We start from the raw sequence: 26,509 nt of genomic DNA, 5'->3' as shown, positions 1-26,509 counted from the left end.
GGGCTTCGCTGTACCCCGCCCAGGCCCCTCGGCGACGCGCGGTGTTCACTCGACCGATGCCGCGCCTCCGGAGGACCGATTCGAGCCGACCCGGGCTGACCCGGGTCCGGGCAGGACGGGGATTCTCGTACCGCACCGCTGACGGAACGGCCGTCGCCGACACCGAGCTGCGGGCCCGCATCGAGCACCTCGCCATCCCACCGGCCTGGACCGACGTCTGGATCTCCCCGTACGAGAACGGCCACATCCAGGCCACGGGCGTCGACGCCGCCGGTCGGCGTCAGTACATCTACCACCCGACGTGGCGTGAGCAGAAGGACCGCATCAAGTTCGACCGGGCCCTCGCCCTCGCCGAGTCGCTGCCGACCGCCCGTCGCTTCGTGACGCACGACCTGCGCGTCCCGGGGGCCGGGCGCGAGCGGGTCCTGGCCGCCGCCTTCCGCATGCTCGACACCGGCTCCCTGCGCGTGGGGTCCGAGCGCTACGCGCAGGAACACGGCAGCCATGGGCTCTCGACGCTGCTCTGCGCGCACGCGACCGTCTCCGGCGACACGGTGTCGCTGGCCTTCCCCGGCAAGAGCGGCCAGGACTGGGACTCCGAGATCCGCGACGTCGACCTCGCGGCCGTCGTCCGCAGCCTGAAACGGCGCGGCGGGCGGGCCCGGCTGCTCGCCTGGAAGGCCGACGGTGGGGGAGCGGGGGAGGCGCGCTCGGCATGGCACCCGCTGCGAGCGACCGAGATCAACGACTACGTCAAGGAGAGGGCCGGCGACGAGTTCACCGCGAAGGACTTCCGCACCCTTCACGGAACCGTCGCCGCCGCCGTCAGCCTGGCTCGCTCCGGGCCGCAGTCCTCGGCCTCCCGCCAGTCGAGGTGCCTCGCCCAGGCGATGCGGGACGCCGCCGCCGTGCTCGGCAACACCCCGGCCATCGCGAAGTCCTCGTACGTCGATCCCCGCCTGGTCGATGCGTACCGGCACGGGGAGACCATCGACCCTGCCCGCCTGCACGCCGCCGAATCGGAGGTCCGGGCGCTGCTGTTCCGCTGAGTCCCGGGCGACGTCGTCGACCACGGTCTGCGGACGGTCCCCGTCGTGACGTAACCTAGAGGGTCGCGTCCCGTTCGGGGCGCCCGAGAGGAACAACTGCAGTGACTGACGAGTGCATCCACGGATTCGAGCGAGAGTTGTGCGACATCTGTGCTCCCCGCAAGCGCGAGGGCGTCGCCGACGGCATGCCCTCGACCGCCGCACGGTCGGTCACCACCCGCCGCCGCCCCTCCAACCGCAAGCCCGAGTCGTTGCGCAGCACCCCCGCACTCGCCCGTGACTCGGCCGCCGTCGCCGTGGCCGCTCAGACGGCCGCCACCCCCGTCCCCGAGTTCTCGACCCAGCGCGCCTACCACTGGACGCACGTGTCCAACCTGCCCGGCATCCTCGAGGCCGGCGCGCTGCAGGCCGGCGCGACCCCCGTGCTCGACGTCAGCTCCGAGGCGACCCGGGCCCTCCGCGCGTCCGTCACGACCGCGTCGGGTCAGCCCGTCGCCGCGCACGTGCCGTTCTCGCTGTCGCCCCACGCGACCGCCTGGGACGCCGTCCGTACCGGAGCCGAGGGCTACGAGTGGTCCGATGCCGCACGTGAGGCCCGCGCCATCGACTTCGTCATGCTCGTCGTTCCCGTCGCGTCGCTCGGCGACGACTTCGTGGTGACCGAGGGCGATGCGGCCGTCGAGGGCGTCCGCGCGGCCGCGGGCCTCGACGACGCGTCGTCGATGGTCCGTCGTTTCAGCCTGAAGGACCCCGACCTGCTCGGGCCGGAGGTGCTCGTCCCCGGTTCGGTGCCCTTCTCCTCGGTGACGCTCGTGGGCGTCCCGAACGACAAGGTCCGTGACGCCGTGAAGGACACGCTCGCCGAGCTGGGCGCCGACGCACCGCGCGTCGCCGTCTACCCGCCGTGGTTCCGCCCGGCTCCGGTCGTCGACGCGGTCTGAGATCCGCGACACGCCCGGGTTGCAGCAAATGCAGGCGTGTGGCAAAATCGTCTAGTTCAACATTTCGAGCCTGGCCTCTGCGCCGGGTGTCGGATCACTGCCAGGCAGTGCACAGACGTGAGGCGTCTGGGCCGCGGGTAGCAGGACGCATCTCACAACGAAACCACCGCCGTGACCTTCGGTCGCGGTGCGCCGGGGCGAAGCCCCGGGTGCAGGTGGCGGTGGCGAAGATGGCCCTCCCCGGGTCCTTCCTCGCGGGCACCGGCCGGTTTCGGCAGATGGATTGACACAAGAACAGCGGTACGCGAGAGACACGTAGTGCCAACAGATGTTCGCCCAGCGAACAGCGTCAGGCGGCCCCCGAGGTGCGCGACGTCCGAACGAGAGAGAGTCACACATGGCGGGACAGAAGATCCGCATCCGACTTAAGTCGTACGACCACGAGGTCATCGACACTTCCGCGCGCAAGATCGTCGACACGGTCACCCGCGCGGGCGCTACGGTCGTCGGCCCCGTGCCGCTCCCGACCGAGAAGAACGTGGTCGTCGTGATCCGTTCGCCCCACAAGTACAAGGACTCGCGCGAGCACTTCGAGAAGCGCACGCACAAGCGCCTCATCGACATCGTCGACCCGACGCCGAAGGCCGTCGACTCGCTCATGCGTCTCGACCTGCCTGCCGACGTCAACATCGAGATCAAGCTGTAGGGGGGGGGCGACCATGACCATCAGCACCACCAAGAACGTCAAGGGCCTGCTCGGCAAGAAGCTCGGCATGACCCAGGTCTGGGACGAGAACAACAAGCTCGTCCCCGTCACCGTCGTCGAGATCGCCCCGAACGTCGTGACCCAGGTCCGCTCGCTCGAGAAGGACGGCTACACCGCCGTGCAGATCGCGGCCGGCCAGATCGACCCCCGCAAGTCGAACAAGCCCGCCACGGGTCACTTCGACGCCGCGGGCGTCACGCCCCGCCGCCACCTCACCGAGGTCCGCACCGCCGACGCCGCCGAGTACGCACTCGGCCAAGAGCTCACGGTCGACACCTTCGAAGCCGGCCAGAAGGTCGACGTCGTCGGAACGTCCAAGGGCAAGGGCTTCGCCGGTGTCATGAAGCGTCACAACTTCAAGGGCGTCAGCGCCTCGCACGGTGCGCACCGCAACCACCGCAAGCCCGGTTCGATCGGTGCCTCCTCGACCCCCAGCCGTGTCTTCAAGGGCATGCGCATGGCCGGTCGCATGGGTGGCGAGCGCGTCACCATCCTCAACCTCACGGTGCACGCCGTCGACGCCGAGAAGGGTCTGCTGCTCGTCAAGGGCGCCGTCCCCGGTGCTCGTGGCCGCATCGTTTTCGTCCGCACCGCCGTGAAGGGGAAGTAGCTCATGGCCACCACTACCGCATCGGCCGCTTCGGTCGACGTCGTCGACGCCAAGGGCCAGAAGACCAGCACGGTCGAGCTCCCCGTCGAGCTGTTCGACGTCGTCACGAACGTCCCGCTCATCCACCAGGTCGTCGTCGCCCAGCAGGCCGCCGCACGTCAGGGCACGCACAAGACCAAGCGTCGCGGCGAGGTCTCCGGCGCCGGCCGCAAGCCGTTCAAGCAGAAGGGCACCGGCCGCGCCCGTCAGGGTTCGATCCGTGCTCCTCAGATGACCGGCGGTGGCATCGTCCACGGTCCGCAGCCCCGCGACTACGCACAGCGCACCCCCAAGAAGATGATCGCCGCAGCCCTGCTCGGTGCGTTGTCCGACCGCGCTCGTGGCGCTCGCGTCCACGTCGTCGAGAGCTTCGTCGCCGACTCGATCTCGACCAAGGTCGCCCTCGAGCTGCTCGCGTCGATCGCCTCGAGCAAGCACGTCCTGATCGTCACCGACCGCGACGACACGCTTACCCTCAAGAGCGTCCGCAACGTGCCCACGGTCCACGTGATCACGTTCGACCAGCTGAACGCCTACGACGTCCTCGTCAGCGACGACATCGTCTTCACGAAGAGCGCCTTCGACGGCTTCGTCGCCTCGAAGACCAAGAAGGAGGCCACCGCATGAGCGGCTACGGAAAAGACCCCCGCGACGTCATCATCGCGCCCGTCGTCTCCGAGAAGAGCTACTCCCTGATCGACCAGGGCAAGTACACCTTCCTCGTGGACCCGCGTTCGAACAAGACCGAGATCAAGCTCGCCATCGAGAAGATCTTCGACGTCAAGGTCGACAGCATCAACACGCTCAACCGAACGGGCAAGACCCGTCGCACCCGCTTCGGCACCGGCAAGCGCAAGGACACCAAGCGCGCCATCGTCACGCTGAAGTCCGGTTCCATCGACATCTTCACGGCTGTCGGCTAGGGAGCAGAGGCATAAATCATGGCAATTCGTAACTACAAGCCCACGACCCCGGGTCGCCGCGGTTCGTCGGTCGCCGACTTCGCGGAGATCACGCGATCGACGCCCGAGAAGTCGCTGCTGCGCCCGCTCTCGAAGTCCGGTGGCCGTAACAACGCCGGCCGCATCACGACCCGTCACATCGGTGGTGGCCACAAGCGCCAGTACCGCGTGATCGACTTCCGTCGCAACGACAAGGACGGCGTCAACGCCAAGGTCGCTCACATCGAGTACGACCCCAACCGCACGGCTCGCATCGCGCTCCTGCACTTCGTGGACGGCACCAAGCGGTACATCATCGCGCCGAACAAGCTGAAGCAGGGCGACGTCGTCGAGTCGGGCCCCGCTGCCGACATCAAGCCCGGCAACAACCTGCCGCTCAAGAACATCCCCGTCGGTACCGTCATCCACGCCATCGAGCTCAAGCCCGGTGGAGGCGCGAAGATGGCCCGCTCGGCCGGCGCCTCGGTGCGTCTCGTCGCCAAGGACGGCCCCTACGCGCAGCTCCGTCTGCCGTCGGGCGAGGTCCGCAACGTCGACGCCCGCTGCCGCGCCACGATCGGCGAGGTCGGCAACGCCGAGCAGTCGAACATCAACTGGGGCAAGGCCGGCCGCATGCGCTGGAAAGGCGTCCGCCCGACCGTGCGTGGTGTCGCCATGAACCCCGTCGACCACCCTCACGGTGGTGGTGAGGGCAAGACCTCCGGTGGACGCCACCCGGTCAGCCCGTGGGGCCAGAAAGAGGGCCGCACGCGTCACCCCAACAAAGAGAGCGACAAGCTCATCGTCCGTCGTCGTAACGCTGGCAAGAAGCGTAAGTAGGAGTTGTAGAAGATGCCACGCAGTCTTAAGAAGGGCCCCTTCGTTGACGACCACCTGCTTCGCAAGGTCGTCTCGCAGAACGAGGCCAGCACCAAGAACGTCATCAAGACCTGGTCGCGCCGTTCGATGATCGTCCCCAACATGCTTGGGCACACCATCGCCGTGCACGACGGACGCAAGCACATCCCCGTGTTCGTGACCGAGAGCATGATCGGCCACAAGCTCGGTGAGTTCGCGCCCACCCGCACCTTCCGTGGTCACGTGAAGGACGACAAGAAGGGTCGTCGCCGCTAACGCGGCGACGTGAAGGAGGAGAGAAATGGTGGAGTCGATCGCACGCGTGCGTCACATCCGCGTCACCCCCATGAAGGCCCGCCGTGTCGTTAACCTGATCCGCGGCAAGCAGGCAGCCGAAGCTCTGGCGATCCTGAAGTTCGCGCCTCAGGGTGCCAGCGAGCCCGTCTACAAGCTCGTCGCGTCGGCCATGGCCAACGCTCGGGTCAAGGCGGATGCCTCGAACAGCTACCTCGACGAGCAGGACCTGTACATCAGTCGTGCATTCGTCGACCAGGGCGCCACCCTCAAGCGGTTCCAGCCGCGTGCACAGGGCCGCGCCTTCAAGATCCTGAAGCGCACCAGCCACATCACGATCGTCCTTTCGACGCCTGATGAGGTCGAGGCTGCCGACGCTACGAAGAAGGCGAGCAAGTAATGGGCCAGAAAGTCAACCCGTACGGCTTCCGTCTGGGCATCACCACCGACCACGTGTCGCGGTGGTTCACCGACAGCACCAAGCCGGGACAGCGTTACAGCGACTACGTCGCCGAGGACGTCAAGATCCGCACCCTGCTCAAGACCTCGCTCGACCGCGCCGGCGTGGCCAAGATCGAGATCGAGCGCACCCGTGACCGCGTCCGCGTCGACATCCACACCGCCCGTCCGGGCATCGTGATCGGTCGTCGTGGCGCCGAGGCCGAGCGCATCCGCGGCGACCTCGAGAAGCTCACGAGCAAGCAGATCCAGCTCAACATCCTCGAGGTCAAGAACCCCGAGGCCGAGGCTCAGCTCGTCGCCCAGGGCATCGCCGAGCAGCTCGCTGCTCGCGTGGCGTTCCGTCGTGCGATGCGCAAGGGGCTCCAGGGCGCTCAGCGTGCCGGTGCCAAGGGTGTCCGCATCCAGGTGTCGGGCCGTCTCGGCGGCGCCGAGATGAGCCGCTCGGAGTTCTACCGCGAGGGTCGCGTCCCCCTGCACACCCTCCGCGCCAACATCGACTACGGCTTCTACGAGGCCAAGACCACCTTCGGTCGCATCGGTGTCAAGGTCTGGATCTACAAGGGCGACATCACCAACAAGGAGCTCGCGCGCGAGCAGGCGAACCAGAAGTCGTCTCGCCCCGAGCGCCGCAACGACCGTGACGGCGCCCGCCGCGGCGGGGGCGACCGCGCTCCCCGCGAGCAGAAGGCACCCGCCACCACAGGAGCTGAGGCGTAACCATGCTTATCCCCCGTCGTGTCAAGCACCGCAAGCAGCACCACCCGGGCCGTAGTGGCCAGGCCACTGGTGGCACCAAGGTCAGCTTCGGTGAGTACGGCATCCAGGCCCTCACGCCCGCTTACGTGACCAACCGTCAGATCGAGTCCGCTCGTATCGCGATGACGCGTCACATCAAGCGTGGCGGAAAGGTGTGGATCAACATCTACCCCGACCGTCCCCTCACGAAGAAGCCCGCCGAGACCCGCATGGGTTCCGGTAAGGGCTCGCCCGAGTGGTGGGTCGCGAACGTCAAGCCGGGTCGCGTGCTCTTCGAGCTCAGCGGCGTGAGCGAGGAGATCGCCAAAGAGGCGCTCACTCGCGCAATCCACAAGCTGCCCCTCAAGGCACGCATCATCAAGCGCGAGGAGGGCGACGCATAATGGCGATCGGTTCCAAGGAGCTCCGTCCTGTCGAGCTCGACACATTCGAAGACGAGCGTCTCGTCGATGAGCTGAAGAAGGCGAAGGAAGAACTCTTCAACCTCCGCTTCCAGTCGGCCACCGGCCAGCTCGAGAGCCACGGCCGCCTGCGTGCCGTGAAGCGCGACATCGCTCGCATCTACACGGTCCTGCGTGAGCGCGAGCTCGGCATCCGTGCCACCCCCGCCCCCGTCGAGGCTGCCCCCAAGGCCGCCAAGAAGTCGACCAAGAAGGCTGACAAGCCGGCCGAGTCGGCTGACGAGACCGCCGAGGAGAGCAAGTAATGGCCACCGAGAACAAGACCGAGGTCGACTCGGCTGCCGTCGAGGTCCGCGGCTACCGCAAGACGCGTCGCGGCTACGTGACCAGCGACAAGATGGACAAGACCATCGTCGTCGAGGTCGAGGACCGCGTGAAGCACCCCCTGTACGGCAAGGTCATCCGCCGCACGTCCAAGGTCAAGGTCCACGACGAGGCCAACGCGGCCGGTGTCGGCGACCTCGTCGTGATCAGCGAGACCCGTCCGCTCAGCGCCTCCAAGCGCTGGCGCCTGGTCGAGATCCTCGAGAAGGCGAAGTAGGCCTCGCGGCCTGCTTGCGTAGAAGGAGACACAAGTGATTCAGCAAGAATCCCGCCTCAAGATCGCCGACAACACCGGGGCAAAAGAGATCCTCACCATCCGCGTCCTCGGTGGCTCCGGCCGTCGTTACGCCGGCCTGGGTGACGTCATCGTCGCCACGGTGAAGGACGCCATCCCCGGCGGCAACGTGAAGAAGGGTGACGTCGTCAAGGCCGTCATCGTTCGCACCAAGAAAGAGGTCCGTCGTCCGGACGGCTCTTACATCAAGTTCGACGAGAACGCCGCAGTGATCCTGAAGGCCGACGGAGACCCCCGCGGAACCCGCATCTTCGGACCGGTCGGTCGCGAACTCCGCGACAAGAAGTTCATGAAGATCATCTCGCTGGCGCCGGAGGTTATCTAAGTCATGGCAAACATCAAGAAGGGTGACCTCGTGCAGGTCATCACCGGTGCCTCGCAGGCCCGCGGCGGAGACCGCGGCAAGCAGGGCAAGGTCCTCGAGGTGCTCGTCGAGCGCAACCGCGTGGTCGTCGAAGGCGTCAACTTCGTGACCAAGCACGTGCGCGTCGGCCAGACCCAGCGTGGTTCCAAGACCGGTGGCATCGAGACGCACGAGGCTCCCATCCACGTGTCGAACGTCGCCGTCGTCGACCCCAAGACAAAGAAGCCCACCCGCGTCGGCTTCCGCGAAGAGACGGTCACCAAGGACGGCGTGTCCAAGACCGTTCGCGTCCGTTACGCCAAGAAGTCTGGTGAGAACCTCTGATGACCGACACCACCACGCAGGCCGCCACGGCCCTCCCGCGGCTGAAGGCCAAGTACCGCGCCGAGATCATCGAGCAGCTGAAGTCCGATTTCGGCTTCACGAACGTGCACCAGGTGCCCGGACTCGTGAAGATCGTCGTCAACACCGGTGTCGGTGAGGCCGCTCGCGACAGCAAGATCATCGACGGTGCCATCAAGGACCTGACGGCCATCACCGGCCAGAAGCCCCAGGTCACCAAGGCTCGCAAGTCCATCGCGCAGTTCAAGCTCCGCGAGGGCCAGCCCATCGGTGCGCACGTCACGCTTCGTGGCGACCGTGCCTGGGAGTTCCTCGACCGGCTGCTGTCGCTCGCGCTTCCTCGCATCCGCGACTTCCGTGGTCTGAGCGACCGCCAGTTCGACGGCAACGGCAACTACACCTTCGGTCTCAACGAGCAGAGCATGTTCCACGAGATCGATCAGGACCGCATCGACCGCGTCCGTGGCTTCGACATCACCGTCGTCACGACCGCCAAGAACGACGACGAGGGTCGCGCGCTGCTCAAGGCGCTCGGGTTCCCGTTCCGTTCGGCCGACTCGGCCAACTAAGATCGTCCGGTCGGCAACTCTTCCTCAGAGTTGCCGGCCGTTCCCCTGAGGTCGACGAGAACCGCTCGTAGACCAATCGATCGCCCAGGTCGGCATCCGGTGTACCGGATGTCGAAACCGGACGAGAAAGTGACAAACCGCATGACGATGACAGATCCGGTCGCAGACCTGCTGACCAGACTGCGCAACGCGAACTCGGCTTTCCACGAGACCGTGTCGCTCCCGAGCAGCAAGCTCAAGTCCCACATCGCCGAGATCCTCAAGCGTGAGGGTTTCATCGAGTCGTGGAAGGTCGAAGACGCCCGCGTGGGCCAGACCCTCACGATCGACCTCAAGTACGGCCCCGCCCGTGAGCGCTCCATCAAGGGCATCAAGCGCGTGTCGAAGCCCGGCCTCCGCGTCTACGCCAAGTCGACCGAGATCCCCCAGGTGCTCGGTGGCCTCGGTGTCGCCATCCTGTCGACTTCCTCCGGTCTGCTGACCGACCGTGAGGCCCAGAAGAAGGGCGTAGGCGGAGAAGTCCTCGCCTACGTGTGGTAACTCGTCATGTCTCGAATCGGAAGACTCCCCATCTCGATCCCTGCCGGGGTCGACGTGAAGATCGACGGCCAGGCCGTCAGCGTCAAGGGCCCCAAGGGTGAGCTGTCGCTCGTCGTCAAGAGCCCCATCGAAGCCAAGATCGAAGAAGGCACGGTCGTCGTGACCCGTCCGGACGACGAGCGCGAGTCGCGTTCGCTCCACGGCCTCACGCGCACCCTGATCGCCAACCAGATCATCGGCGTCACCGAGGGCTACACCAAGGGCCTCGAGGTCGTCGGAACCGGCTACCGCGTCCAGGCCAAGGGCTCGAACGTCGAGTTCGCCCTGGGCTACTCGCACCCCATCACCGTCGAGCCGCCCGCGGGCATCAGCTTCACGGTCGAGGGCAACAACAAGCTCACCGTCGTCGGGATCGACAAGCAGGCCGTCGGCGAGATGGCTGCCAACATCCGCAAGCTGCGCAAGCCCGAGCCCTACAAGGGCAAGGGTGTCCGCTACGCCGGCGAGGTCGTCCGCCGCAAGGCCGGAAAGTCAGGTAAGTAATCATGGGTCTCGGTACACGAGGAAAAAGCAAGTCGGCTGCCACCAAGCGCCGTCACACCCGCCTGCGCAAGAAGGTCGTGGGCACCGAAGAGCGCCCCCGTCTCGTCGTCACCCGTTCGGCCCGGCACGTCTTCGTGCAGGTCGTCGACGACAGCAAGGGCTTCACCGTCGCCAGCGCATCGACCCTCGAGGCCGACCTGCGCACGTTCGACGGTGACAAGACCGCGAAGTCCCGCAAGGTCGGCGAGCTCGTCGCCGAGCGTGCGAAGGCTGCGGGCATCGAGGCCGTCGTGTTCGATCGCGGCGGCAACAAGTACGCCGGACGCGTCGCGGCCATCGCCGAAGGCGCCCGAGAGGCTGGTTTGAACCTGTGAGCGACGCTACGAACACCACTCCCCCCGCAGAGACCGAAGCGACCAAGGCGCCGGCTGAGGCCGTCGTCGAGCGTCCCGTCGAGACCGCTGCCGGCTCGGAGTCGAACAACCGCGAGGGTGGTCGCACCGACCGCCGTGGCGGCCAGGGTCGCGGTGACCGCAACCAGGGTGGCCGCGGGCGCGGCGACCGTGACGACAAGAGCCAGTTCCTGGAGCGCGTCGTCACGATCAACCGCGTGTCGAAGGTCGTCAAGGGCGGTCGACGCTTCAGCTTCACCGCGCTCGTCGTCGTCGGTGACGGCAACGGCCTGGTCGGTGTCGGCTACGGCAAGGCCCGCGAGGTCCCCACGGCCATCAGCAAGGGCGTCGAAGAGGCCAAGAAGAACTTCTTCCGCGTCCCGCGCATCGGCAACACGATCCCGCACCCCGTGCAGGGTGAGGCCGCTGCCGGCGTCGTCATGCTGCGTCCGGCTTCGGCCGGTACCGGTGTCATCGCCGGTGGTCCCGTCCGCGCCGTGCTCGAGTGCGCCGGCGTGCACGACGTCCTGAGCAAGTCGCTCGGTTCGTCGAACACGATCAACATCGTCCACGCCACGGTCGAGGCGCTGCAGCAGCTCGAAGAGCCGCGCGCCGTCGCCGCCCGTCGTGGACTCGACATCGACGCTGTCATGCCGGCCTTCATGGTCCGTGCCGAGCAGGCAGCTCGTACCGCCGCAACCGAGAAGGCAGGTGCCTGATGGCCGCCAACCTCAAGGTGACCCAGATCAAGTCCGTAATCAGCGAGAAGCAGAACCAGCGTGACACGCTGCGGAGCCTGGGCCTCAAGCGCATCGGCCAGTCGGTCGTTCGCGAGGACACCAAGCAGAACCGCGGCTACGTCAACACGGTCGCCCACCTCGTGAAGGTCGAGGAGATTGACTAATGGCTGACGAGAAGAACGAGGCCGCCGCCAAGGCCGCCCCGAAGAAGGCCGCCGCCCCCAAGGCGACGACCACCAAGGCTGCAGCTCCCAAGGCCGCAGCCAAGAAGCCGGCAGCCGACAAGGCCGCTGCTTCGACGGGCTCGACCACCAAGGTCGCTCCCGCCTCGACGACGTCCTCCGACGACGTCGCGCGTCCCCAGGTGCTCAAGGTGCACCACCTTCGTCCGGCTCCCGGTGCCAAGAAGGCTAAGACGCGCGTCGGTCGTGGTGAGGGCTCGAAGGGTAAGACGGCCGGTCGTGGCACCAAGGGTCAGAAGGCCCGGTACCAGGTCAAGGTCGGCTTCGAGGGTGGCCAGATGCCGCTCCACATGCGTACTCCGAAGCTGCGCGGGTTCAAGAACCCGTTCCGCGTCGAGTACCAGGTGGTCAACCTCGAGAAGCTGAACGAGCTCTACCCGCAGGGTGGTGACGTCACCGTCGGTGACCTCGTCGCCAAGGGTGCCGTTCGGAAGAACGAGAAGGTCAAGGTCCTCGGACAGGGCGATCTGAGCGTCAAGCTCACCGTCGCGGTCGACAAGGTCTCCGGCTCTGCCGAAGACAAGATCGTCGCCGCCGGCGGGTCCGTCAGCAAGTAAAAATCACCTGAGGGGGTGGTCCGCCAGGGCCACCCCCATCAGTCGTCTATCCTTCATACCGGGAGGCCCCACGTGTTCAGAGCTGTCGCGCGCATCATGCGCACCCCCGACCTGCGTCGCAAGATCGGGTTCACGCTCGGCATCATCGCGCTCTTCCGGCTGGGTAGCTTCATCCCCGCACCGTTCGTCGACTACCAGAACGTCCAGGCGTGCCTCGCCGGCAACCAGGGCACGTCGGGTCTCTACGAGCTCGTCAACCTGTTCAGCGGTGGCGCCCTGCTGCAGCTGTCGGTCTTCGCGCTGGGCATCATGCCCTACATCACCTCGTCGATCATCGTGCAGTTGCTGCGCGTGGTCATCCCTCACTTCGACACCCTCTACAAAGAGGGCCAGTCCGGGCAGGCGAAGCTCACGCAGTACACGCGGTACCTCACCATCGCCCTGGGCGTCCTCCAGTCCACGACCCTCATCACCGTGGCCCGCTCCGGCGCCCTGTTCGGCTCGTCGGGCATCGCCGAGTGCAGCCAGCTGATCACGAACGACGCGTGGTACGCCGTCATGCTCATGGTCGTCACGATGACTGCCGGTACCGGCCTCATCATGTGGATGGGCGAGCTCATCACCGAGCGCGGCATCGGCAACGGCATGTCGCTGCTGATCTTCACCTCGATCGCTGCCCGATTCCCCACCGCCCTCTGGAGCATCGCGCAGTCGCGCAGCTTCGAGATCTTCTTGCTCGTCATCGCCGTCGGTCTGATCATCATGGCGCTCGTCGTCTTCGTCGAGCAGTCCCAGCGGCGCATCCCCGTCCAGTACGCCAAACGCATGGTCGGGCGGCGAACCTACGGCGGGAACAACACGTACATCCCGATCAAGGTCAACATGGCGGGCGTCGTCCCTGTCATCTTCGCGTCGTCGCTGCTCTACCTGCCGGCCCTGGTCGCGCAGTTCAACCAGCCCTCCGACGGCACGGCTCCGCCCGCGTGGGTCAGCTGGGTGCAGGCGAACCTGACCTCGGGTGACAACCCGCTCTACATGGTGCTGTACTTCGCGCTCATCGTCGGGTTCACGTACTTCTACGTCGCGATCACCTTCAACCCCGAAGAGGTCGCCGACAACATGAAGAAGTACGGCGGGTTCATCCCCGGCATCCGTGCCGGTCGCCCCACCGCCGAGTACCTCGACTACGTGCTGACGCGTGTGACGCTGCCTGGTGCCCTGTACCTCGGCATCATCGCGCTCATCCCGTTGATCGCCTTGGCCACGGTCGGTGCGAACCAGAACTTCCCCTTCGGCGGTGCCAGCATCCTGATCATCGTGGGCGTCGGTCTCGAGACGGTCAAGCAGATCGACTCGCAGCTCCAGCAGCGTCACTACGAGGGTCTGCTCCGATGAGTGCCGCTGAGACCCGACTCAGCCCGCGCCTCCTCATCGTCGGCCCTCCCGGGGCCGGCAAAGGCACCCAAGCGGTGGCCATCGCCGACTCACTGGGCATCCCGGCGATCTCGACCGGTGACATCTTCCGGGCCAACGTCAAGAACGAGACCGAGCTCGGCCTCAAGGTGAAGGCGATCCTCGACGCGGGCGACTACGTCCCGGACAGCCTCACCAACGAGCTCATCTCCGACCGGCTCTCCCAGGCCGACGCGGCCGAGGGGTTCCTCCTGGACGGCTACCCGCGCACCCTGCAGCAGGTCGAGTTCCTCGACGACCACCTCGCCGAGCAGGGTCAGTCCCTGACGACCGTGGTCCAGCTCGTCGCCGACCGTGACGAGATCGTCGAGCGCCTCCGCAAGCGTGCCCTCGATCAGGGCCGTTCCGACGACACCGAGGACGCCATTCGCCACCGCCAGGACGTCTACCTCCGCGAGACCGCGCCCCTGATCGAGACGTACCGAGAGCGTGGCCTGCTGGTCGAGGTCGACGGTCTGGGCAGCATCGACGAGGTCGCCGGGCGCATCGAATCGGCCCTCGCCGCCCGCGGCTTCACGTCCGTCGCTTCGGCCTCCTGACGTCGTGGCGTTCCGCCGCTCCGGCATCTACAAGACCGCCGACGAACTGCGACGTCTGGTCGGGCCGGGACTCCTGACGGCAGCATCGCTCGATGCCGTCCAGGCCGCCGTGCGATCCGGCGTGTCGACCATCGAGCTCGATGCCGTGGCCGAGGCCGCCATCCGCGACGGTGGGGGAGAACCCAACTTCATGTTGGTGCCCGGGTACCGCCACACGGTGTGCGCGTCGGTCGGCGACGAGGTCGTGCACGGCATCCCGGGCTCTCGCGTCCTGGCCCCGGGCGACCTCGTCTCGGTCGACAGCGGCGCGCAACTCGACGGGTGGAACGGCGACAGCGCACGCACGTTCGTCCTGGACGACGTCGACCGCCCCGACGTCGTGGCCGAGCGCCGCCGCCTGAACGAGGTCACCGAGCAATCCCTCTGGCACGGCATCGCCGCCCTGGCCTCGGCTTCGCACCTGAACGAGGTCGGTAGGGCCATCGAGGACTACATCGACGCGCAGGGCGACTACGGCATCATCGAGGACTACACCGGGCACGGCATCGGGCGGTCGATGCACGAAGACCCCCCGGTCTTCAACTACCGCGTCCGCGGACGTGGCCCCGCCGTCAGGCCCGGGTTGGTCATCGCCATCGAGCCCATGGTGACTACGGGCGGCATCGACACCGTCACCCACGACGACGGGTGGACCGTCAGCACGCGCGACGGCTCACTGGCCGCGCACTGGGAGCACTCGATCGCGGTCCACGAGGGCGGCATCTGGGTGCTCACGGCGCACGACGGCGGAGCCGCGGGGCTGGCACCGCTGGGAGTGACACCCGTCCCGATCGCCTGACCCGCGCCTCCTCGGCTCACGCCGGAGACGCCGAGGAGGCGCGGTGCGGCTCAGCGGGACGAGCCGACGCTGCAGGTGGCCTCGGCCGCCGACTGCCCCGTGATCGTCGACGGCAACGTGGTCGTCGGCGCGGTCGTCGTGGAGGGGTCGACCGGGCCCGTGGAGTCGGTAGCCGGATCGGACGGCGACGGCGCATCGCTCGGCACGGCGGGAGCCGTGGTCTCGGCGGGGGCGGTCCCGTCCGAGACGGAGCCACGCCCCGCGCTGTCGTCGCCGAGGGTGAACTTCTCGTCGGCGTTGAGAGCGGCGTTCAGGGCTGCGGCGTCGGTCGTGGACTCGATCACCCGGTTCGAGTCGCGCGGGTCGTCGACGACCGGGTACTGCACGAAGACGATCCCCGCGGGCTGGATGTCCTTCAGCGCGAGGGCCAGGCGCACGAGCGTGTCGGGGGAGTCGAGGGTGGACGACAACGTCATGTTGCTCAGGGCGGCCGAGGCGAGTTTGTAGAGCGTCGTCACGTCGCCGAGTGTGCCGCCCGAGATGATCTTGCGCATCATCGACGACAGGAAGACCTGTTGCGAGCTGATGCGCGCGATGTCACTACCGTCGCCGACGCCGTGTCGGGTCCGCAGGAAGGCGAGGGCCTCGGCACCCTGCAGGGTGTGGGTGCCCGCAGTCAGGTCGATGCCCGAGTCGGTGTCGCGGATCGTCCGCGTGACGCAGACGTCGACCCCACCGATGGCGTTCGACATCTCGATGACGCCGTCGAACGTGATCTTGCCGGCGTAGGGGATCGCCAGTCCGGTCATGCCCTCGACCGTCTTGACGGTGCACGAGAGCCCACCGCGTCCGAGGGTCGTGTTGAACTGCACGTGGTCCTCGGCCGGGTACACCTGGCCGTCGTCGCCGACGCATTCGGGTACGTCGATCATGAGGTCACGGGGAAAGCTCACGGCCGTCAGCTGGGTGTGGTCCGCCGAGAGGTGGGCCAGGATCGTCACGTCGTTGCGGATGCCGTCGACCTCGCCGGCGTCGACCTGGCTGCCGTCGTCGCGTTCGTCGCTGCCCACCAGCAGGATGTTGGCTCCGCCCTCGATGGCCGAGATGTCGACCCCGGCGACCTCGTCCTCGTTGCCCAGCGAGACGGTCTTCACCCCGGAGGTCGCGGTGCGGACCGCGATCGCCGCGACGGACACGCCGCTCACGAGCACGACGGCCATCGCCCCGGCGACGAGCGCCAGCAGCATGCGGACGGGTCCTCGGCGACGGAGTCGACCGTGGCGAGCGACGCCCCGAGGGGAAGAGGGGGGGGTCGAGCGGTCAGGCATGGTGCTCCCGGCAGTCGTGATGCATCCCCGGCGAGACCACGGCTGAGGCGGGCAGCGAAGGTCGACGGGTGCTCCGGCGTGTCGGGTTGACCAGCCGGGTTGCTGAACTATACCGGCATCACCTAGGATCGATCTTTGGTGTTCCATGTGCGTTTCTGCGCGCCTGGGCATCGCATCCCCGCACGACCAACACCCCTATTCTTAGCGACAGTGAGGCTATGGCCAAAAAAGACGGTGTCATCGAAATCGAAGGCGCAGTGATCGAAGCTCTGCCCAACGCGATGTTCCGCGTTGAGTTGACCAACGGACACAGGGTCCTCGCGCACATCTCCGGCAAGATGCGGCAGCACTACATCCGCATCCTGCCCGAAGACCGTGTGATCGTGGAGCTCAGCCCCTACGACCTGACCCGCGGCCGGATCGTCTACCGCTACAAGTAGGGCGTGCTGGAAAGGAACGGCCCCACGCACCCGTGGGGCACGAAGCCAGCGAGATCAAGGAATCAGCAATGAAGGTCAACCCCAGCGTCAAGCCCATCTGCGAGCACTGCAAGGTCATCCGCCGCAAGGGCAACGTCATGGTCATCTGCAAGAGCAACCCGCGCCACAAACAGCGCCAGGGCTGACTCGTCCGCCGCTCCGGCGGCGTGCCGATGCCGACCCGGCCGAGCCGGGTCACACAGCAACACCCTCCCAGCAGCACCAGAACTCGTCACGGACGCCCGACAGGGTGGACGGAGGCGGGGGACACCCCGGGTCGGAGGCCCGGGCACCGGTGCTGTGACAGACCTCCACCATCTCTGAAAAGAGGCCATCATGGCACGTCTAGCAGGCGTTGACATCCCGCGCGACAAGCGCGTCGAAGTCGCACTGACCTACATCTACGGAGTCGGCCGCACCAGCGCGCTCAAGACTCTCGCCGAGACCGAGATCGACGGCAACATCCGCGTCAAGGACCTCACGGACGACCAGCTCGTCCTGCTCCGCGACTACATCGAGGGCAACTACAAGGTCGAGGGCGACCTCCGCCGCGAGGTGGCCGCCGACATCCGCCGCAAGGTCGAGATCGGCAGCTACGAGGGCATCCGCCACCGCCGCGGCCTCCCCGTCCGCGGCCAGCGCACCAAGACGAACGCTCGTACCCGCAAGGGCCCGAAGCGCACCGTCGCCGGCAAGAAGAAGGCTCGATAGGCCTCGGCTCCCGCCGTACGCCCCTCAAGGTTGTAGGAGAAAAAATTGGCAGCACCGAAGACGGCCGCGCGTAAGCCCCGCCGCAAAGAGAAGAAGAACGTCGCCGTGGGTCAGGCCCACATCAAGAGCACGTTCAACAACACGATCGTCTCGATCACCGACCCCTCGGGCGCCGTCCTGAGCTGGGCCTCGTCCGGCGCCGTCGGCTTCAAGGGTTCGCGCAAGTCGACCCCCTTCGCCGCGCAGCTCGCCGCCGAGTCCGCCGCCCGTCAGGCGCAGGAGCACGGCGTCAAGAAGGTCGACGTCTTCGTCAAGGGCCCGGGTTCGGGTCGCGAGACGGCGATCCGTTCGCTCCAGGCCGCAGGCCTCGAGGTCGGTTCGATCAACGACGTCACCCCTCAGGCGCACAACGGCTGCCGCCCGCCGAAGCGTCGTCGCGTCTAACTGAGTTACCGCCCGCCACACCGGCACGGGTCCCTCTTCGGGGTCCGCCGGTGCGGCGGGCTCCCCCGCGTCAGCACCGCCTCCTGCGTGTTCGCCCGAGGTGCCACAACTCAACAGACCCGACGGGCCAGCCACCTGTCGTACCGCCAAGAGTCATATAGCGGACTCTTCGCCGAAAGGAATAAACAGTGCTCATTGCACAGCGCCCCACCCTCACCGAGGAGAACATCTCGGAGTTCCGCTCCCGCTTCGTGATCGAGCCCCTCGAGCCCGGCTTCGGTTACACCCTCGGCAACTCGCTGCGCCGCACGCTTCTCTCGTCGATCCCCGGCGCTGCTGTCACCAGCATCCGCATCGACGGCGTGCTGCACGAGTTCACGACCGTCCCCGGTGTGAAGGAAGACGTCACCGAGGTCATCCTCAACATCAAGCAGCTGGTCGTCGCCAGCGAGCACGACGAGCCCATCACGGCTTACCTGCGCAAGCAGGGTGCCGGTCAGGTCACGGCCGCCGACATCTCGGCTCCGGCCGGTGTCGAGATCCACAACCCCGAGCTCGTCATCGCCACGCTGAACGACAAGGCGAAGTTCGAACTCGAGCTCACGATCGAGCGTGGCCGCGGCTACGTGTCGGCCGTGCAGAACCGCAGCGAGTTCAGCGAAGCCGGTCAGATCCCGATCGACTCGATCTACTCGCCCGTGCTCAAGGTCACCTACCGCGTCGAGGCGACGCGTGCCGGTGAGCGCACCGACTTCGACCGTCTGGTCGTCGACGTCGAGTCGAAGCCGTCGATCTCGCCGCGCGACGCCATCGCGTCGGCCGGTCGCACGCTGACCGAGCTGTTCGGTCTGGCCCGCGAACTCAACACCGCCGCCGAGGGCATCGAGATCGGCCCCGCGCCGGTCGACGCCGTCCTGTCGAGCGAGCTGCAGACCCCGATCGAGGACCTCGACCTGTCGGTCCGCAGCTACAACTGCCTGAAGCGCGAGGGCATCAACACGGTGTCCGAGCTGGTCGCCCTCTCCGAGACCCAGTTGATGAACATCCGCAACTTCGGTCAGAAGTCGGTCGACGAGGTGAAGGACAAGCTCGTCGAGCTCGGCCTCTCGCTGAAGGACACGGTCCCCGGGTTCGACGGAGCCCACTTCTACAGCGGTTACGACGAAGAAGAGACCACCAACTAGGTCTCTCCGCCCGACGCCCTCCACTCTCGACTCACTTAGGAACAGACAATGCCCAAGCCCACCAAGGGACCCCGCCTCGGAGGCGGCCCGGCGCACGAGCGCCTCATGCTGGCCAACCTGGCCGCTTCGCTCTTCGAGCACAAGACGATCAAGACGACCGAGACGAAGGCCAAGCGCCTGCGTCCCGTCGCCGAGCGCCTCGTGACCTTCGCGAAGCGTGGCGACCTGCACTCGCGTCGTCGCGCCATGCAGACCCTGCGCAACAACAAAGAGGCCGCACACATCCTCTTCACCGAGATCGCTCCGCTGGTCGAGAACCGTGACGGCGGCTACACCCGCATCACGAAGCTCGGCTTCCGCAAGGGTGACAACGCGTCGATGGTGTCCATCGAGCTCGTCCTCGAGCCCGTGAGCCCCAAGGTCAAGAACTCGAAGACCACCGCCGCGGCGGCTCCGGTCGCCGAGCCCGTCGCCGAGGAGCCCACCGAGGCTCCCGTAGACGAGACCGAGACCGTCGAGGAGTCGGCTCCCGTCGAGACCGAGACCGAGACGGCTGCCGCCGACGAGGTCGAGGCCGACGCCGCTGCGAAGTCGGACGACGAAGCAGCCAAGTAGTCCCACCAGCACCACCCGGAGGGCCCGTCACCGTGAGGTGACGGGCCCTCCGTCGTGCAGGGAGCAGGAGGCGGTCCGCACAAGAGAGGACTGGCCCCCCGGGCGGGGGTCGTTTACCTTGGCGATTGTTCTGCGACACCTGTGGTGCACCTGTGCCGCCTACGGTGACCGGAGCCCGACCCGATCACGAAGGACGTCATGTCGCCACGCCCACGCCCACGCCCCCGGCCACTCAAGGCCCTCGCCCTCACGACGGGCATGGCCCTCGCACTCGGGCTCGCCCCTCTCGTGACCGCCGCGCCCGCCCTCGCCGCGCCCGACGGTTCGTCGGTGGTCATCAACGAGGCCTACCTCAAGGGAGGCAGCGCCAACGCTCCCTTCAACCGCAAGTTCGTCGAGCTGTACAACCCCACGGCGGCGTCGGTGTCGCTGGCCGGCTGGTCCCTGCAGTACCGCTCGGCGACGGGCGCCGGGGAGTTCTCCGCCGCTGAAATCGCCGGCACCATCGCGGCCGGTGGCTACTTCCTCGTGGCGATCCCGGGCAACGGCACCACGGGCGCCGACCTGCCCGCCCCCGACGCGAGTGCCTCGCTCAACCCGAGCGGCACGACGGGAACGGTCCTGCTGTCGAACGGCGCCGTTCCGTTGACGCTCGCACCCGGTTCGATCCCCGCCGGGACGCCGGGCGTGGTCGACCTGCTCGGCTACGGCGCCTCGAACACCTTCGAGACGACCGTCGCTCCCGTGACCGGAACGAACCCGACGCCCAACTCGTTGGCCCGCACCGCTGGTGCGGACACCGACGTCAACGCGGCCGACTTCTCGACGCAGACCACCGTCACCCCGCAGAACTCCGGCGGCACGGGCACCGATCCCGGCCCCGAGCCCGAGCCGCAGCCCGAACCGACCCCCGAGGCCGACGTGACGATCGCGCAGGTCCAGGGCCTGACCGGCACGAGTCCGTTCGTCGGTCGCACGGTGACCACGCGGGGCGTCGTCACGGCGACTTACCCCACGGGCGGCCTGGACGGTTACGTCATCCAGACCCCGGGGTCAGGAGGCGCGCTCGACCTGGCGACGCACCTCGCGTCGGACGCACTGTTCGTGTACTCCGCGAGCACCGCCTCCTCGGTCGCCGTCGGCGACTACGTCGAGGTGGACGGGGCGGTCACCGAGTTCTTCGGCCTGACGCAGATCACCGTCACCGGTGCGTCGTCGCTCAGGACGCTCGACGCCTCGAGCGTGGTGGCGCCGCGGGCGGCGACCGTCGGCCTGCCCGCCACGGACGCCCAGCGCGAGACGCTCGAGAGCATGCTCGTGCTGCCTCAGGGCGAGTTCACCGTCGCGGACACCTACACGACGAACCAGTACGGCGAGGTCAAGCTCGCCTCGGGTGACCGGCCGCTGATCCAGCCCACCGAGGTCGCCCGACCGGGCTCGCCCGGCTACGCGGCGGTGGTCGCCGACAACGCGGCCCGTGCCGTGACCCTCGACGACGGTGCCACGACGAACTTCTTCACGGCCGCCAACCAGTCGATCCCGGTGCCCTACCTCTCGAACGAGAACCCGGTGACGGTGGGCGCTTCCGTGGCTTTCACGAAGCCGGTCGTGTTCGACTTCCGCAACTCGGCCTGGAAGTACCAGCCGACTGCCCGTCTCACCGGAGACACCGCCTACGGCGACCTGCCGGTCACGTTCGAGGACATCCGCACCGACGCCCCGCGTGAGGTGGGAGGCGACCTGAAGCTCGCCAGCTTCAACGTGCTGAACTACTTCACGACGACGGGCGACCAGCTGCGCGGTTGCACGTTCTACACCGACCGCGCGGGTGCGCCGGTGACGGTGAACAGCGGCTGCGACGCTCGTGGTGCCGCGAACGCCGAGAACCTCGCCCGCCAGCAGGTGAAGATCGTCACCGCGATCAACGCCCTCGGCGCCGACGTCGTGTCGCTCGAGGAGATCGAGAACTCGGCCCGCTTCGGCGAGCCCCGCGACTCCGCGCTCGCGACCCTGGTCGGGGCGCTCAACGCCGCGGCCGGTGCCGAGGTGTGGGACTATGCCCGCTCACCGGAGGCGCTGCCCGCCAACGAGGACGTCATCCGTCTCGCCTTCATCTACAAGAAGTCCGTCGCCGAGCCCGTCGGAGGGTCGACGATCCTGACCGGATCGGCTGCCTTCAGCAATGCTCGGCAGCCGCTCGCCCAGGCCTTCCGTCCCGTCGGCGGTGACGCCGAGTCGACCTTCGTCGCCATCGCCAACCACTTCAAGTCGAAGGGCAGCGGCTCGGGCGCGGACGCCGACCAGGGTGACGGCCAGGGCGGTTCGAACGGCTCGCGCGTCAACCAGGCGAACGCCCTGGTCGCCTTCGCCGCCGAACGCGAGGCCGCTGCGGGAACCGACAAGGTGTTCCTGCTGGGCGACTTCAACGCCTACAGCCAGGAGGACCCGATCCAGGTGCTGCGGGCCGCGGGCTACGTCGACCTCGGCTCCACCGAGACCGACGAGTACAGCTACGTGTTCAGCGGCCTCAGCGGTTCGCTCGACCACGTGCTCGCCTCGCCCGCCGCGGCCGAGGCCGTCACGGGCGTGGACATCTGGAACATCAACTCGGGGGAGGGCATCGGCCTCGAGTACAGCCGCTTCAACTACAACGTGCGGCAGCTCTACCAGGCCGACCAGTTCCGTTCGAGCGACCACGACCCGGTCGTCGTCGGGGTGTCGCTGCTCGCCGCTCCCGTCGACCCCGTTCCGCCGGTGACCGACCCGGGCACGACGCCCGGTGAGGGCGCCGACCCCGCCGGCCCCGGTGCGACGGTCCCTGGTGCGACGGCCCCCGGCACGACCGTGCCGACGGCCGGCGGTCCCCTGGCCTACACGGGCACCGAGTCGGTGGCGGGCTGGATCGCGCTCGCTCTCGTGCTCATGGCCCTGGGCGGAGCGGTCCTCGGGGGTCGACACCGAGCCTCCCGCAGGGCGTAGTCGCCACGCGACGGTGACGGCGGCGGTCGTGGCACGGGAGACCGTGTCGCGGCCGCCGTCGTCCGCCATATACGTTCCCCTGGCGGGGCTGCGGAAAGCAGCATGTGATATTCTTGCTGAATGCTCATCTCTGAACCGGATCGTCCCGTGCTCGTGGTCGTCGCCCATCCCGACGACGAGACCCTGGGGGCGGGGGCGACGATCCATCGGCTGACACGAGCCGGCGTCCCCGTGACGACCGCGATCTTCGTCGGTGACGCATCCGAACGACACCGTCACCCTGGACAGGGCGATCTGCGTGCCGACACGCTGGCCGCCGCTGCCGTCCTCGGCAGCGAACCGCCGATCTTCGGGGGGTTCCCGAACATCGCGACGAACACGGTGCCGCACCTCGACATGGTCCGCTTCGTCGAGCAGGCGATCGAGAGCACGGGCGCGAGAACCGTGATCACGACCCACCCCGGAGACATCAACGTCGACCACCGGATGGTGTCGGAGGCCGCTCAGGCGGCCGCCCGACGCAACCAGCGCCGGCCCGAGAACGGTTGCGCCATCGACGTCGCCTTCATGGAGGTCCTGTCCTCCACCGAATGGGCCTATCCGGGTGCCGCGTCCGCGTTCGCACCGAACACGTGGGTCGAGGTCGGTCCCCGCGACGTCCGGGCCAAGCTCGACGCCCTCGAGTGCTACCGGGACGTCATGCGGCCCTTCCCGCACCCTCGCTCGTCCGAGACCCTGCGCGCCGCCCTGGCCGTCGCGGGGTCGGCGGCGGGGGTCCCCGCGGCCGAACGCTTCCAGTCGGTCTTCACGCTCGAGTCCTTGGGGCAGCGCGACCCTCGCGAGACCATCGAATTCGACCGGACGTCCTCCCGTGGCTGAGGCGGGACCGCGACCGCGCATCGGCTTCGTCACGTGCGTCCAGGTGGGGCGCAGCGTCCTCGAGGCCCTGCTCGAGATGGGCGCGACCGTCGACGTGCTCGTCACCCTGCCGAGCCACCGGGCCGCCACGAAGGCGGGGCGCGTCCAGGTCGACGACATCGCCCGCCGGCACGGCATCGACCTCGTCACCGTGCCGCACGTCGACGACGCGGCCGAGGCCTTGCGGGCCGCCGACCTCGACTGGCTCTTCGTCATCGGTTGGTCTCAGATCGCCGGTCCCGAGGTGCTGCGTGCCGCGCGTCACGGCGCCGTGGGCATGCACCCGACCCTGCTGCCCGTCGGGCGAGGCAACGCGGCCGTGCCCTGGGCGATCGTCAAGGGGCTGCCCGAGACGGGCGTGACGGCCTTCGTGCTCGAACCCGGCGTCGACACCGGGCCGGTGCTCGGCGCCGAGGCCATCGAGGTCGACGCGCGCGAGACGGCGACGACGCTCTACGCCAAGGTCGACGACGCCCACGTCCGACTGATCCGCGCGCTCTGGCCCGCGATGCGGGACGGCACGGTGGTCGCCCGCCCGCAGGACGAGTCGCGGGCGACGACCTGGGCGCGGCGGACGCCCGCCGACGGGCTCTTCGACCCCGCCCTCGACACCGTCGAGCACGTCGACCGCCTGGTCCGGGCGACCACGCGTCCCTATCCCGGCGCCTTCTATCTCGCTGCCGGGGGAGAACCGGTCACGGTGTGGCGGGGTGAACCCGGGCGTCGCCCCGACGGAGTCGTCCTGCGCTGCGCCGACGGCGACTACACGGTGCTCGAGGCCGAGTCCCGGCGGTGACCGCCGCTCTCGTAGCATGGGGGGCGTGACGATCGACGACCCGGCCCTCACGCGCCTCCGTCTCGGGGTCGCGTACGACGGCACCGGCTTCTCGGGCTGGAGCGAGCAGCCCGGCCGTCGCACGGTGCAGGGCGAGATCGAGGCCGCGCTGCAGACGCTCTTCCGCCGGCTGGGGGACGTGCCGACCGTGACCGTGGCGGGTCGCACCGACGCCGGCGTGCACGCCCGCGGGCAGGTGGTGCACCTCGACCTCACCGACGCCCAGATCGCCCAGCTGCAGAAGCCGCATCGCGGCATGCGCGACCAGTCCCCGCTCGACGCCCCGACCGTGCTGGCCAGGCGGTTGAACGGGCTCGCGGGCGCGTCCGACGAGATCGTGATCTCGGGTGCGCGAGTCGCGCCTCCTGGTTTCCACGCCCGCTTCGGGGCGCTCTGGCGGCGGTACGAGTACCGCATCGCCGACCGGGGTGCCGAGCGCGACCCGACGAGGCGCAGCCACACCCTCTGGTACGACCAACGCCTCGACCTCGAGCTGATGAACGCGACGGCGTCCGGCCTGCTCGGCCTGCACGACTGGGCCGCCTACTGCCGCCACCGCGACTACGCGACCACCATCCGCGAGCTGCAGGAGTTCTCGTGGCGGCGCGAGGCCGACGGCGTGCTCGTCGCCTCGGTGCAGGCCGACGCCTTCTGCCACAACCTCGTGCGCAACCTCGTGGGCGCCTGCGTGGCCGTCGGCGAGGGAGCGATGGAGGCGCATCGTGCGGTGGGCGTCCGGCGCGAGGCCCAGCGCAACGGCGAGTTCCGCGTCGTGCCCGCCCACGGGCTCACGATGGTCGAGGTCGGCTACCCGCCCGACGACGAGATGGCAGCCCGGGTGGCCCTGACGCAGGTGAAGCGGTCGCACGACCAGCTGGGGGAGTGACGCCCGCGCGTGAGGCGGGCGACGGGCGGCGGGCGGCGGTTGACCGTCCCGCTCGTGTCGGGTAACGTGAACCCTTGGTGTCTGCGCAACTGCGCGCTTTCGCCCGAAGTTGAGCCCTCCACCTGACTCGTTCTCATCGTCTCTGCGGTGACAACGGCAACGGAGCGGGATTCACGAACCTCTCACCTCGACCAGAAAGCAGCACTACTGTGACGCGCACTTTCTCCCCCAAGCCGGCTGACGTTCAGCCGAACTGGCTGATCATCGACGCCAACGACGTCGTGCTCGGCCGCCTCGCGAGCCACGTGGCAGCCCTGCTGCGCGGCAAGCACAAGCCGACCTTCGCCCCCCACATGGACATGGGCGACTTCGTCATCGTCATCAACGCCGACAAGGTGGCCCTCACCGGCTCCAAGCTGGCCGAGAAGCTCTACTACCGTCACTCGGGCTACCCGGGCGGCATCACGGCCACTACGTACTCCGAGATGGTCGAGAAGCACCCCACCCGTGCGGTCGAGAAGGCCATCCGTGGCATGCTGCCGAAGAACTCGCTGGGCCGTGCCCAGATCAAGAAGCTGAAGGTGTACGCGGGTGCCGAGCACCCCCACGCTGCTCAGCAGCCCACGGTTTACACCCTCGACCAGGTCGCCCAGTAGCGTCCGCCTTCAGACTTAAGGACCCCCACACAGTGGCTCAGATCGCAGATTCCATCGACCAGGCTCCCGAGAGCTTCACCACCGAGAGCTCGGCCCCCGAGGCCGCCGCGACGCCCCGCCCCGTGCTGAGCGTCGGCGGTTCCGCCGTCGGTCGTCGCAAAGAGGCCATCGCTCGTGCGCGCCTCACGCCCGGCTCCGGCACGATCGTCGTGAACGGTCGCACCCTCGAGGACTACTTCCCCAACAAGCTGCACCAGCAGCTGATCAACGACCCGTTCAAGGTCCTCGACCTGCTCGGCTCGTACGACGTGGCCGTCAAGGTCACCGGTGGCGGCCCCTCGGGCCAGGCCGGTGCCCTCCGTCTCGCCATCGCCCGTGCGCTGAACGAGATCGACCGCGAGAACAACCGCGCCACGTTGAAGAAGGCCGGCTTCCTCACCCGTGACGCCCGCGTCATCGAGCGCAAGAAGGCCGGTCTCAAGAAGGCCCGCAAGGCCTCGCAGTTCTCGAAGCGCTAACCAGCACCACACAAGGCAGGT

At 68.0% G+C, this 26,509-nt stretch carries 38 protein-coding genes; 37 read left to right on the top strand and 1 reads right to left on the bottom strand.

Translation table 11 applies throughout. The features are described from left to right. Positions 1–56 precede the first annotated feature (56 nt). The 25 genes from SZ60_RS02505 (at position 57) to map (ending at position 14,935) form a co-directional block, all read left to right on the top strand. Positions 57–1,049: a DNA topoisomerase IB gene (locus tag SZ60_RS02505; protein WP_043593371.1), complete on the top strand. Its 993-nt coding sequence runs from the start codon at positions 57–59 to the stop codon at positions 1,047–1,049. Between the two features lie 101 nt (positions 1,050–1,150). Continuing rightward, positions 1,151–1,990, top strand: coding sequence for a DarT ssDNA thymidine ADP-ribosyltransferase family protein (locus tag SZ60_RS02500; RefSeq protein ID WP_052505103.1), 840 nt, complete (start codon positions 1,151–1,153; stop codon positions 1,988–1,990). A gap of 397 nt (positions 1,991–2,387) precedes the next feature. After that, positions 2,388–2,696, top strand: a complete 309-nt coding sequence (gene rpsJ, locus SZ60_RS02495; protein WP_043593369.1) for a 30S ribosomal protein S10 — start codon at positions 2,388–2,390, stop codon at positions 2,694–2,696. Positions 2,697–2,715: 19 nt separating this feature from the next. Further along, the gene (rplC, locus tag SZ60_RS02490) at positions 2,716–3,366 is read left to right on the top strand and encodes a 50S ribosomal protein L3 (protein WP_167599061.1); all 651 of its coding nucleotides are present in this window, start codon (positions 2,716–2,718) and stop codon (positions 3,364–3,366) included. Between the two features lie 3 nt (positions 3,367–3,369). After that, positions 3,370–4,032 carry a 50S ribosomal protein L4 gene (gene rplD, locus SZ60_RS02485; RefSeq protein ID WP_043593365.1) on the top strand — a complete coding sequence of 221 codons (663 nt, stop codon included), beginning with the start codon at positions 3,370–3,372 and terminating at the stop codon, positions 4,030–4,032. Beyond that, entirely contained in the window at positions 4,029–4,328 is a 300-nt protein-coding gene (gene rplW / locus SZ60_RS02480) for a 50S ribosomal protein L23 (RefSeq protein ID WP_043593363.1), read from the top strand. The genes rplD and rplW overlap by 4 nt, the downstream gene beginning before the upstream one ends. 18 nt (positions 4,329–4,346) lie before the next feature. Beyond that, the gene (rplB, locus tag SZ60_RS02475) at positions 4,347–5,186 is read left to right on the top strand and encodes a 50S ribosomal protein L2 (RefSeq protein ID WP_043593362.1); all 840 of its coding nucleotides are present in this window, start codon (positions 4,347–4,349) and stop codon (positions 5,184–5,186) included. A 12-nt stretch (positions 5,187–5,198) separates the two neighbouring features. Beyond that, complete coding sequence (gene rpsS, locus SZ60_RS02470; protein WP_043593360.1) at positions 5,199–5,480, top strand: 30S ribosomal protein S19; 282 nt, start codon at positions 5,199–5,201, stop codon at positions 5,478–5,480. 25 nt (positions 5,481–5,505) lie between these two features. Further along, a complete protein-coding gene (gene rplV / locus SZ60_RS02465) occupies positions 5,506–5,898 on the top strand; it encodes a 50S ribosomal protein L22 (RefSeq protein WP_043593358.1) in 393 nt (130 codons plus the stop codon). After that, positions 5,898–6,677 carry a 30S ribosomal protein S3 gene (rpsC, locus tag SZ60_RS02460; protein ID WP_043593357.1) on the top strand — a complete coding sequence of 260 codons (780 nt, stop codon included), beginning with the start codon at positions 5,898–5,900 and terminating at the stop codon, positions 6,675–6,677. Before rplV ends, rpsC begins: the two co-directional genes overlap by 1 nt. A gap of 2 nt (positions 6,678–6,679) precedes the next feature. Then, positions 6,680–7,099 carry a 50S ribosomal protein L16 gene (rplP, locus tag SZ60_RS02455; RefSeq protein WP_043593355.1) on the top strand — a complete coding sequence of 140 codons (420 nt, stop codon included), beginning with the start codon at positions 6,680–6,682 and terminating at the stop codon, positions 7,097–7,099. Further along, positions 7,099–7,422: a 50S ribosomal protein L29 gene (gene rpmC, locus SZ60_RS02450; RefSeq protein ID WP_043593353.1), complete on the top strand. Its 324-nt coding sequence runs from the start codon at positions 7,099–7,101 to the stop codon at positions 7,420–7,422. Before rplP ends, rpmC begins: the two co-directional genes overlap by 1 nt. After that, positions 7,422–7,718 (top strand): 30S ribosomal protein S17, encoded by a 297-nt coding sequence (rpsQ, locus tag SZ60_RS02445; protein WP_043593352.1) that lies wholly within the window; start codon positions 7,422–7,424, stop codon positions 7,716–7,718. Before rpmC ends, rpsQ begins: the two co-directional genes overlap by 1 nt. 34 nt (positions 7,719–7,752) lie before the next feature. Beyond that, complete coding sequence (gene rplN / locus SZ60_RS02440; protein WP_043593350.1) at positions 7,753–8,121, top strand: 50S ribosomal protein L14; 369 nt, start codon at positions 7,753–7,755, stop codon at positions 8,119–8,121. A gap of 3 nt (positions 8,122–8,124) precedes the next feature. Then, positions 8,125–8,484, top strand: a complete 360-nt coding sequence (gene rplX / locus SZ60_RS02435; protein WP_043593348.1) for a 50S ribosomal protein L24 — start codon at positions 8,125–8,127, stop codon at positions 8,482–8,484. Next, entirely contained in the window at positions 8,484–9,071 is a 588-nt protein-coding gene (gene rplE / locus SZ60_RS02430) for a 50S ribosomal protein L5 (protein WP_043593346.1), read from the top strand. Before rplX ends, rplE begins: the two co-directional genes overlap by 1 nt. Before the next feature lie 141 nt (positions 9,072–9,212). Continuing rightward, complete coding sequence (rpsH, locus tag SZ60_RS02425) at positions 9,213–9,611, top strand: 30S ribosomal protein S8 (RefSeq protein WP_043593344.1); 399 nt, start codon at positions 9,213–9,215, stop codon at positions 9,609–9,611. A 6-nt stretch (positions 9,612–9,617) separates the two neighbouring features. Then, on the top strand, positions 9,618–10,154 hold the full coding sequence (gene rplF / locus SZ60_RS02420; RefSeq protein ID WP_043593343.1) for a 50S ribosomal protein L6: 537 nt from the start codon (positions 9,618–9,620) through the stop codon (positions 10,152–10,154). 2 nt (positions 10,155–10,156) lie between these two features. After that, positions 10,157–10,528, top strand: a complete 372-nt coding sequence (rplR, locus tag SZ60_RS02415) for a 50S ribosomal protein L18 (protein ID WP_043593341.1) — start codon at positions 10,157–10,159, stop codon at positions 10,526–10,528. Continuing rightward, the gene (gene rpsE / locus SZ60_RS02410; RefSeq protein ID WP_043593339.1) at positions 10,525–11,265 is read left to right on the top strand and encodes a 30S ribosomal protein S5; all 741 of its coding nucleotides are present in this window, start codon (positions 10,525–10,527) and stop codon (positions 11,263–11,265) included. The genes rplR and rpsE overlap by 4 nt, the downstream gene beginning before the upstream one ends. Next, on the top strand, positions 11,265–11,450 hold the full coding sequence (gene rpmD, locus SZ60_RS02405) for a 50S ribosomal protein L30 (protein WP_043593338.1): 186 nt from the start codon (positions 11,265–11,267) through the stop codon (positions 11,448–11,450). Before rpsE ends, rpmD begins: the two co-directional genes overlap by 1 nt. Continuing rightward, positions 11,450–12,085: a 50S ribosomal protein L15 gene (rplO, locus tag SZ60_RS02400; protein WP_082059801.1), complete on the top strand. Its 636-nt coding sequence runs from the start codon at positions 11,450–11,452 to the stop codon at positions 12,083–12,085. The genes rpmD and rplO overlap by 1 nt, the downstream gene beginning before the upstream one ends. Positions 12,086–12,157: 72 nt before the next feature. Continuing rightward, positions 12,158–13,480, top strand: coding sequence for a preprotein translocase subunit SecY (gene secY / locus SZ60_RS02395; protein ID WP_043593336.1), 1,323 nt, complete (start codon positions 12,158–12,160; stop codon positions 13,478–13,480). Continuing rightward, complete coding sequence (locus SZ60_RS02390) at positions 13,477–14,097, top strand: adenylate kinase (protein WP_043593334.1); 621 nt, start codon at positions 13,477–13,479, stop codon at positions 14,095–14,097. The genes secY and SZ60_RS02390 overlap by 4 nt, the downstream gene beginning before the upstream one ends. A 4-nt stretch (positions 14,098–14,101) precedes the next feature. Continuing rightward, on the top strand, positions 14,102–14,935 hold the full coding sequence (gene map, locus SZ60_RS02385; RefSeq protein ID WP_043593332.1) for a type I methionyl aminopeptidase: 834 nt from the start codon (positions 14,102–14,104) through the stop codon (positions 14,933–14,935). 50 nt (positions 14,936–14,985) lie between these two features. Here the strand turns inward: map and SZ60_RS02380 are convergent, their stop codons facing one another. Further along, positions 14,986–16,182, bottom strand: a complete 1,197-nt coding sequence (locus tag SZ60_RS02380) for an LCP family protein (RefSeq protein ID WP_052505102.1) — start codon at positions 16,180–16,182, stop codon at positions 14,986–14,988. A gap of 299 nt (positions 16,183–16,481) precedes the next feature. On the opposite strand from SZ60_RS02380, the gene infA reads away from it, so the two are divergent. The 12 genes from infA (at position 16,482) to rpsI (ending at position 26,488) form a co-directional block, all read left to right on the top strand. Next, positions 16,482–16,703 carry a translation initiation factor IF-1 gene (infA, locus tag SZ60_RS02375; RefSeq protein ID WP_043593329.1) on the top strand — a complete coding sequence of 74 codons (222 nt, stop codon included), beginning with the start codon at positions 16,482–16,484 and terminating at the stop codon, positions 16,701–16,703. Positions 16,704–16,771: 68 nt separating this feature from the next. Next, positions 16,772–16,888 carry a 50S ribosomal protein L36 gene (gene rpmJ, locus SZ60_RS02370; protein ID WP_043593327.1) on the top strand — a complete coding sequence of 39 codons (117 nt, stop codon included), beginning with the start codon at positions 16,772–16,774 and terminating at the stop codon, positions 16,886–16,888. Between the two features lie 190 nt (positions 16,889–17,078). Next, positions 17,079–17,453, top strand: a complete 375-nt coding sequence (gene rpsM / locus SZ60_RS02365) for a 30S ribosomal protein S13 (protein ID WP_043593325.1) — start codon at positions 17,079–17,081, stop codon at positions 17,451–17,453. Between the two features lie 45 nt (positions 17,454–17,498). Continuing rightward, positions 17,499–17,897, top strand: a complete 399-nt coding sequence (rpsK, locus tag SZ60_RS02360; protein ID WP_043593323.1) for a 30S ribosomal protein S11 — start codon at positions 17,499–17,501, stop codon at positions 17,895–17,897. A gap of 188 nt (positions 17,898–18,085) precedes the next feature. Then, positions 18,086–19,081 carry a DNA-directed RNA polymerase subunit alpha gene (locus SZ60_RS02355; RefSeq protein WP_043593322.1) on the top strand — a complete coding sequence of 332 codons (996 nt, stop codon included), beginning with the start codon at positions 18,086–18,088 and terminating at the stop codon, positions 19,079–19,081. 48 nt (positions 19,082–19,129) lie between these two features. After that, entirely contained in the window at positions 19,130–19,696 is a 567-nt protein-coding gene (rplQ, locus tag SZ60_RS02350) for a 50S ribosomal protein L17 (protein WP_043593320.1), read from the top strand. A 258-nt stretch (positions 19,697–19,954) separates the two neighbouring features. Beyond that, complete coding sequence (locus SZ60_RS02345) at positions 19,955–22,675, top strand: ExeM/NucH family extracellular endonuclease (protein WP_082059800.1); 2,721 nt, start codon at positions 19,955–19,957, stop codon at positions 22,673–22,675. Between the two features lie 120 nt (positions 22,676–22,795). Beyond that, positions 22,796–23,554, top strand: a complete 759-nt coding sequence (locus SZ60_RS02340) for a PIG-L deacetylase family protein (RefSeq protein ID WP_043593318.1) — start codon at positions 22,796–22,798, stop codon at positions 23,552–23,554. After that, positions 23,547–24,389 (top strand): formyltransferase family protein, encoded by an 843-nt coding sequence (locus tag SZ60_RS02335; protein ID WP_052505100.1) that lies wholly within the window; start codon positions 23,547–23,549, stop codon positions 24,387–24,389. The genes SZ60_RS02340 and SZ60_RS02335 overlap by 8 nt, the downstream gene beginning before the upstream one ends. A gap of 16 nt (positions 24,390–24,405) precedes the next feature. Next, positions 24,406–25,314 carry a tRNA pseudouridine synthase A gene (locus SZ60_RS02330; RefSeq protein WP_043593316.1) on the top strand — a complete coding sequence of 303 codons (909 nt, stop codon included), beginning with the start codon at positions 24,406–24,408 and terminating at the stop codon, positions 25,312–25,314. A gap of 209 nt (positions 25,315–25,523) precedes the next feature. Further along, on the top strand, positions 25,524–25,970 hold the full coding sequence (gene rplM, locus SZ60_RS02325; RefSeq protein ID WP_043593314.1) for a 50S ribosomal protein L13: 447 nt from the start codon (positions 25,524–25,526) through the stop codon (positions 25,968–25,970). Positions 25,971–26,002: 32 nt separating this feature from the next. Then, the gene (gene rpsI / locus SZ60_RS02320; RefSeq protein WP_082059799.1) at positions 26,003–26,488 is read left to right on the top strand and encodes a 30S ribosomal protein S9; all 486 of its coding nucleotides are present in this window, start codon (positions 26,003–26,005) and stop codon (positions 26,486–26,488) included. Positions 26,489–26,509: the final 21 nt, after the last annotated feature.

It is taken from the genome of Frigoribacterium sp. MEB024, from assembly GCF_000878135.1.
In the GTDB taxonomy this organism is placed as follows: domain Bacteria; phylum Actinomycetota; class Actinomycetes; order Actinomycetales; family Microbacteriaceae; genus Frigoribacterium.
Note: the sequence above shows the minus strand (reverse complement) of the source record. Positions and strands in the feature narration are given on the sequence as shown.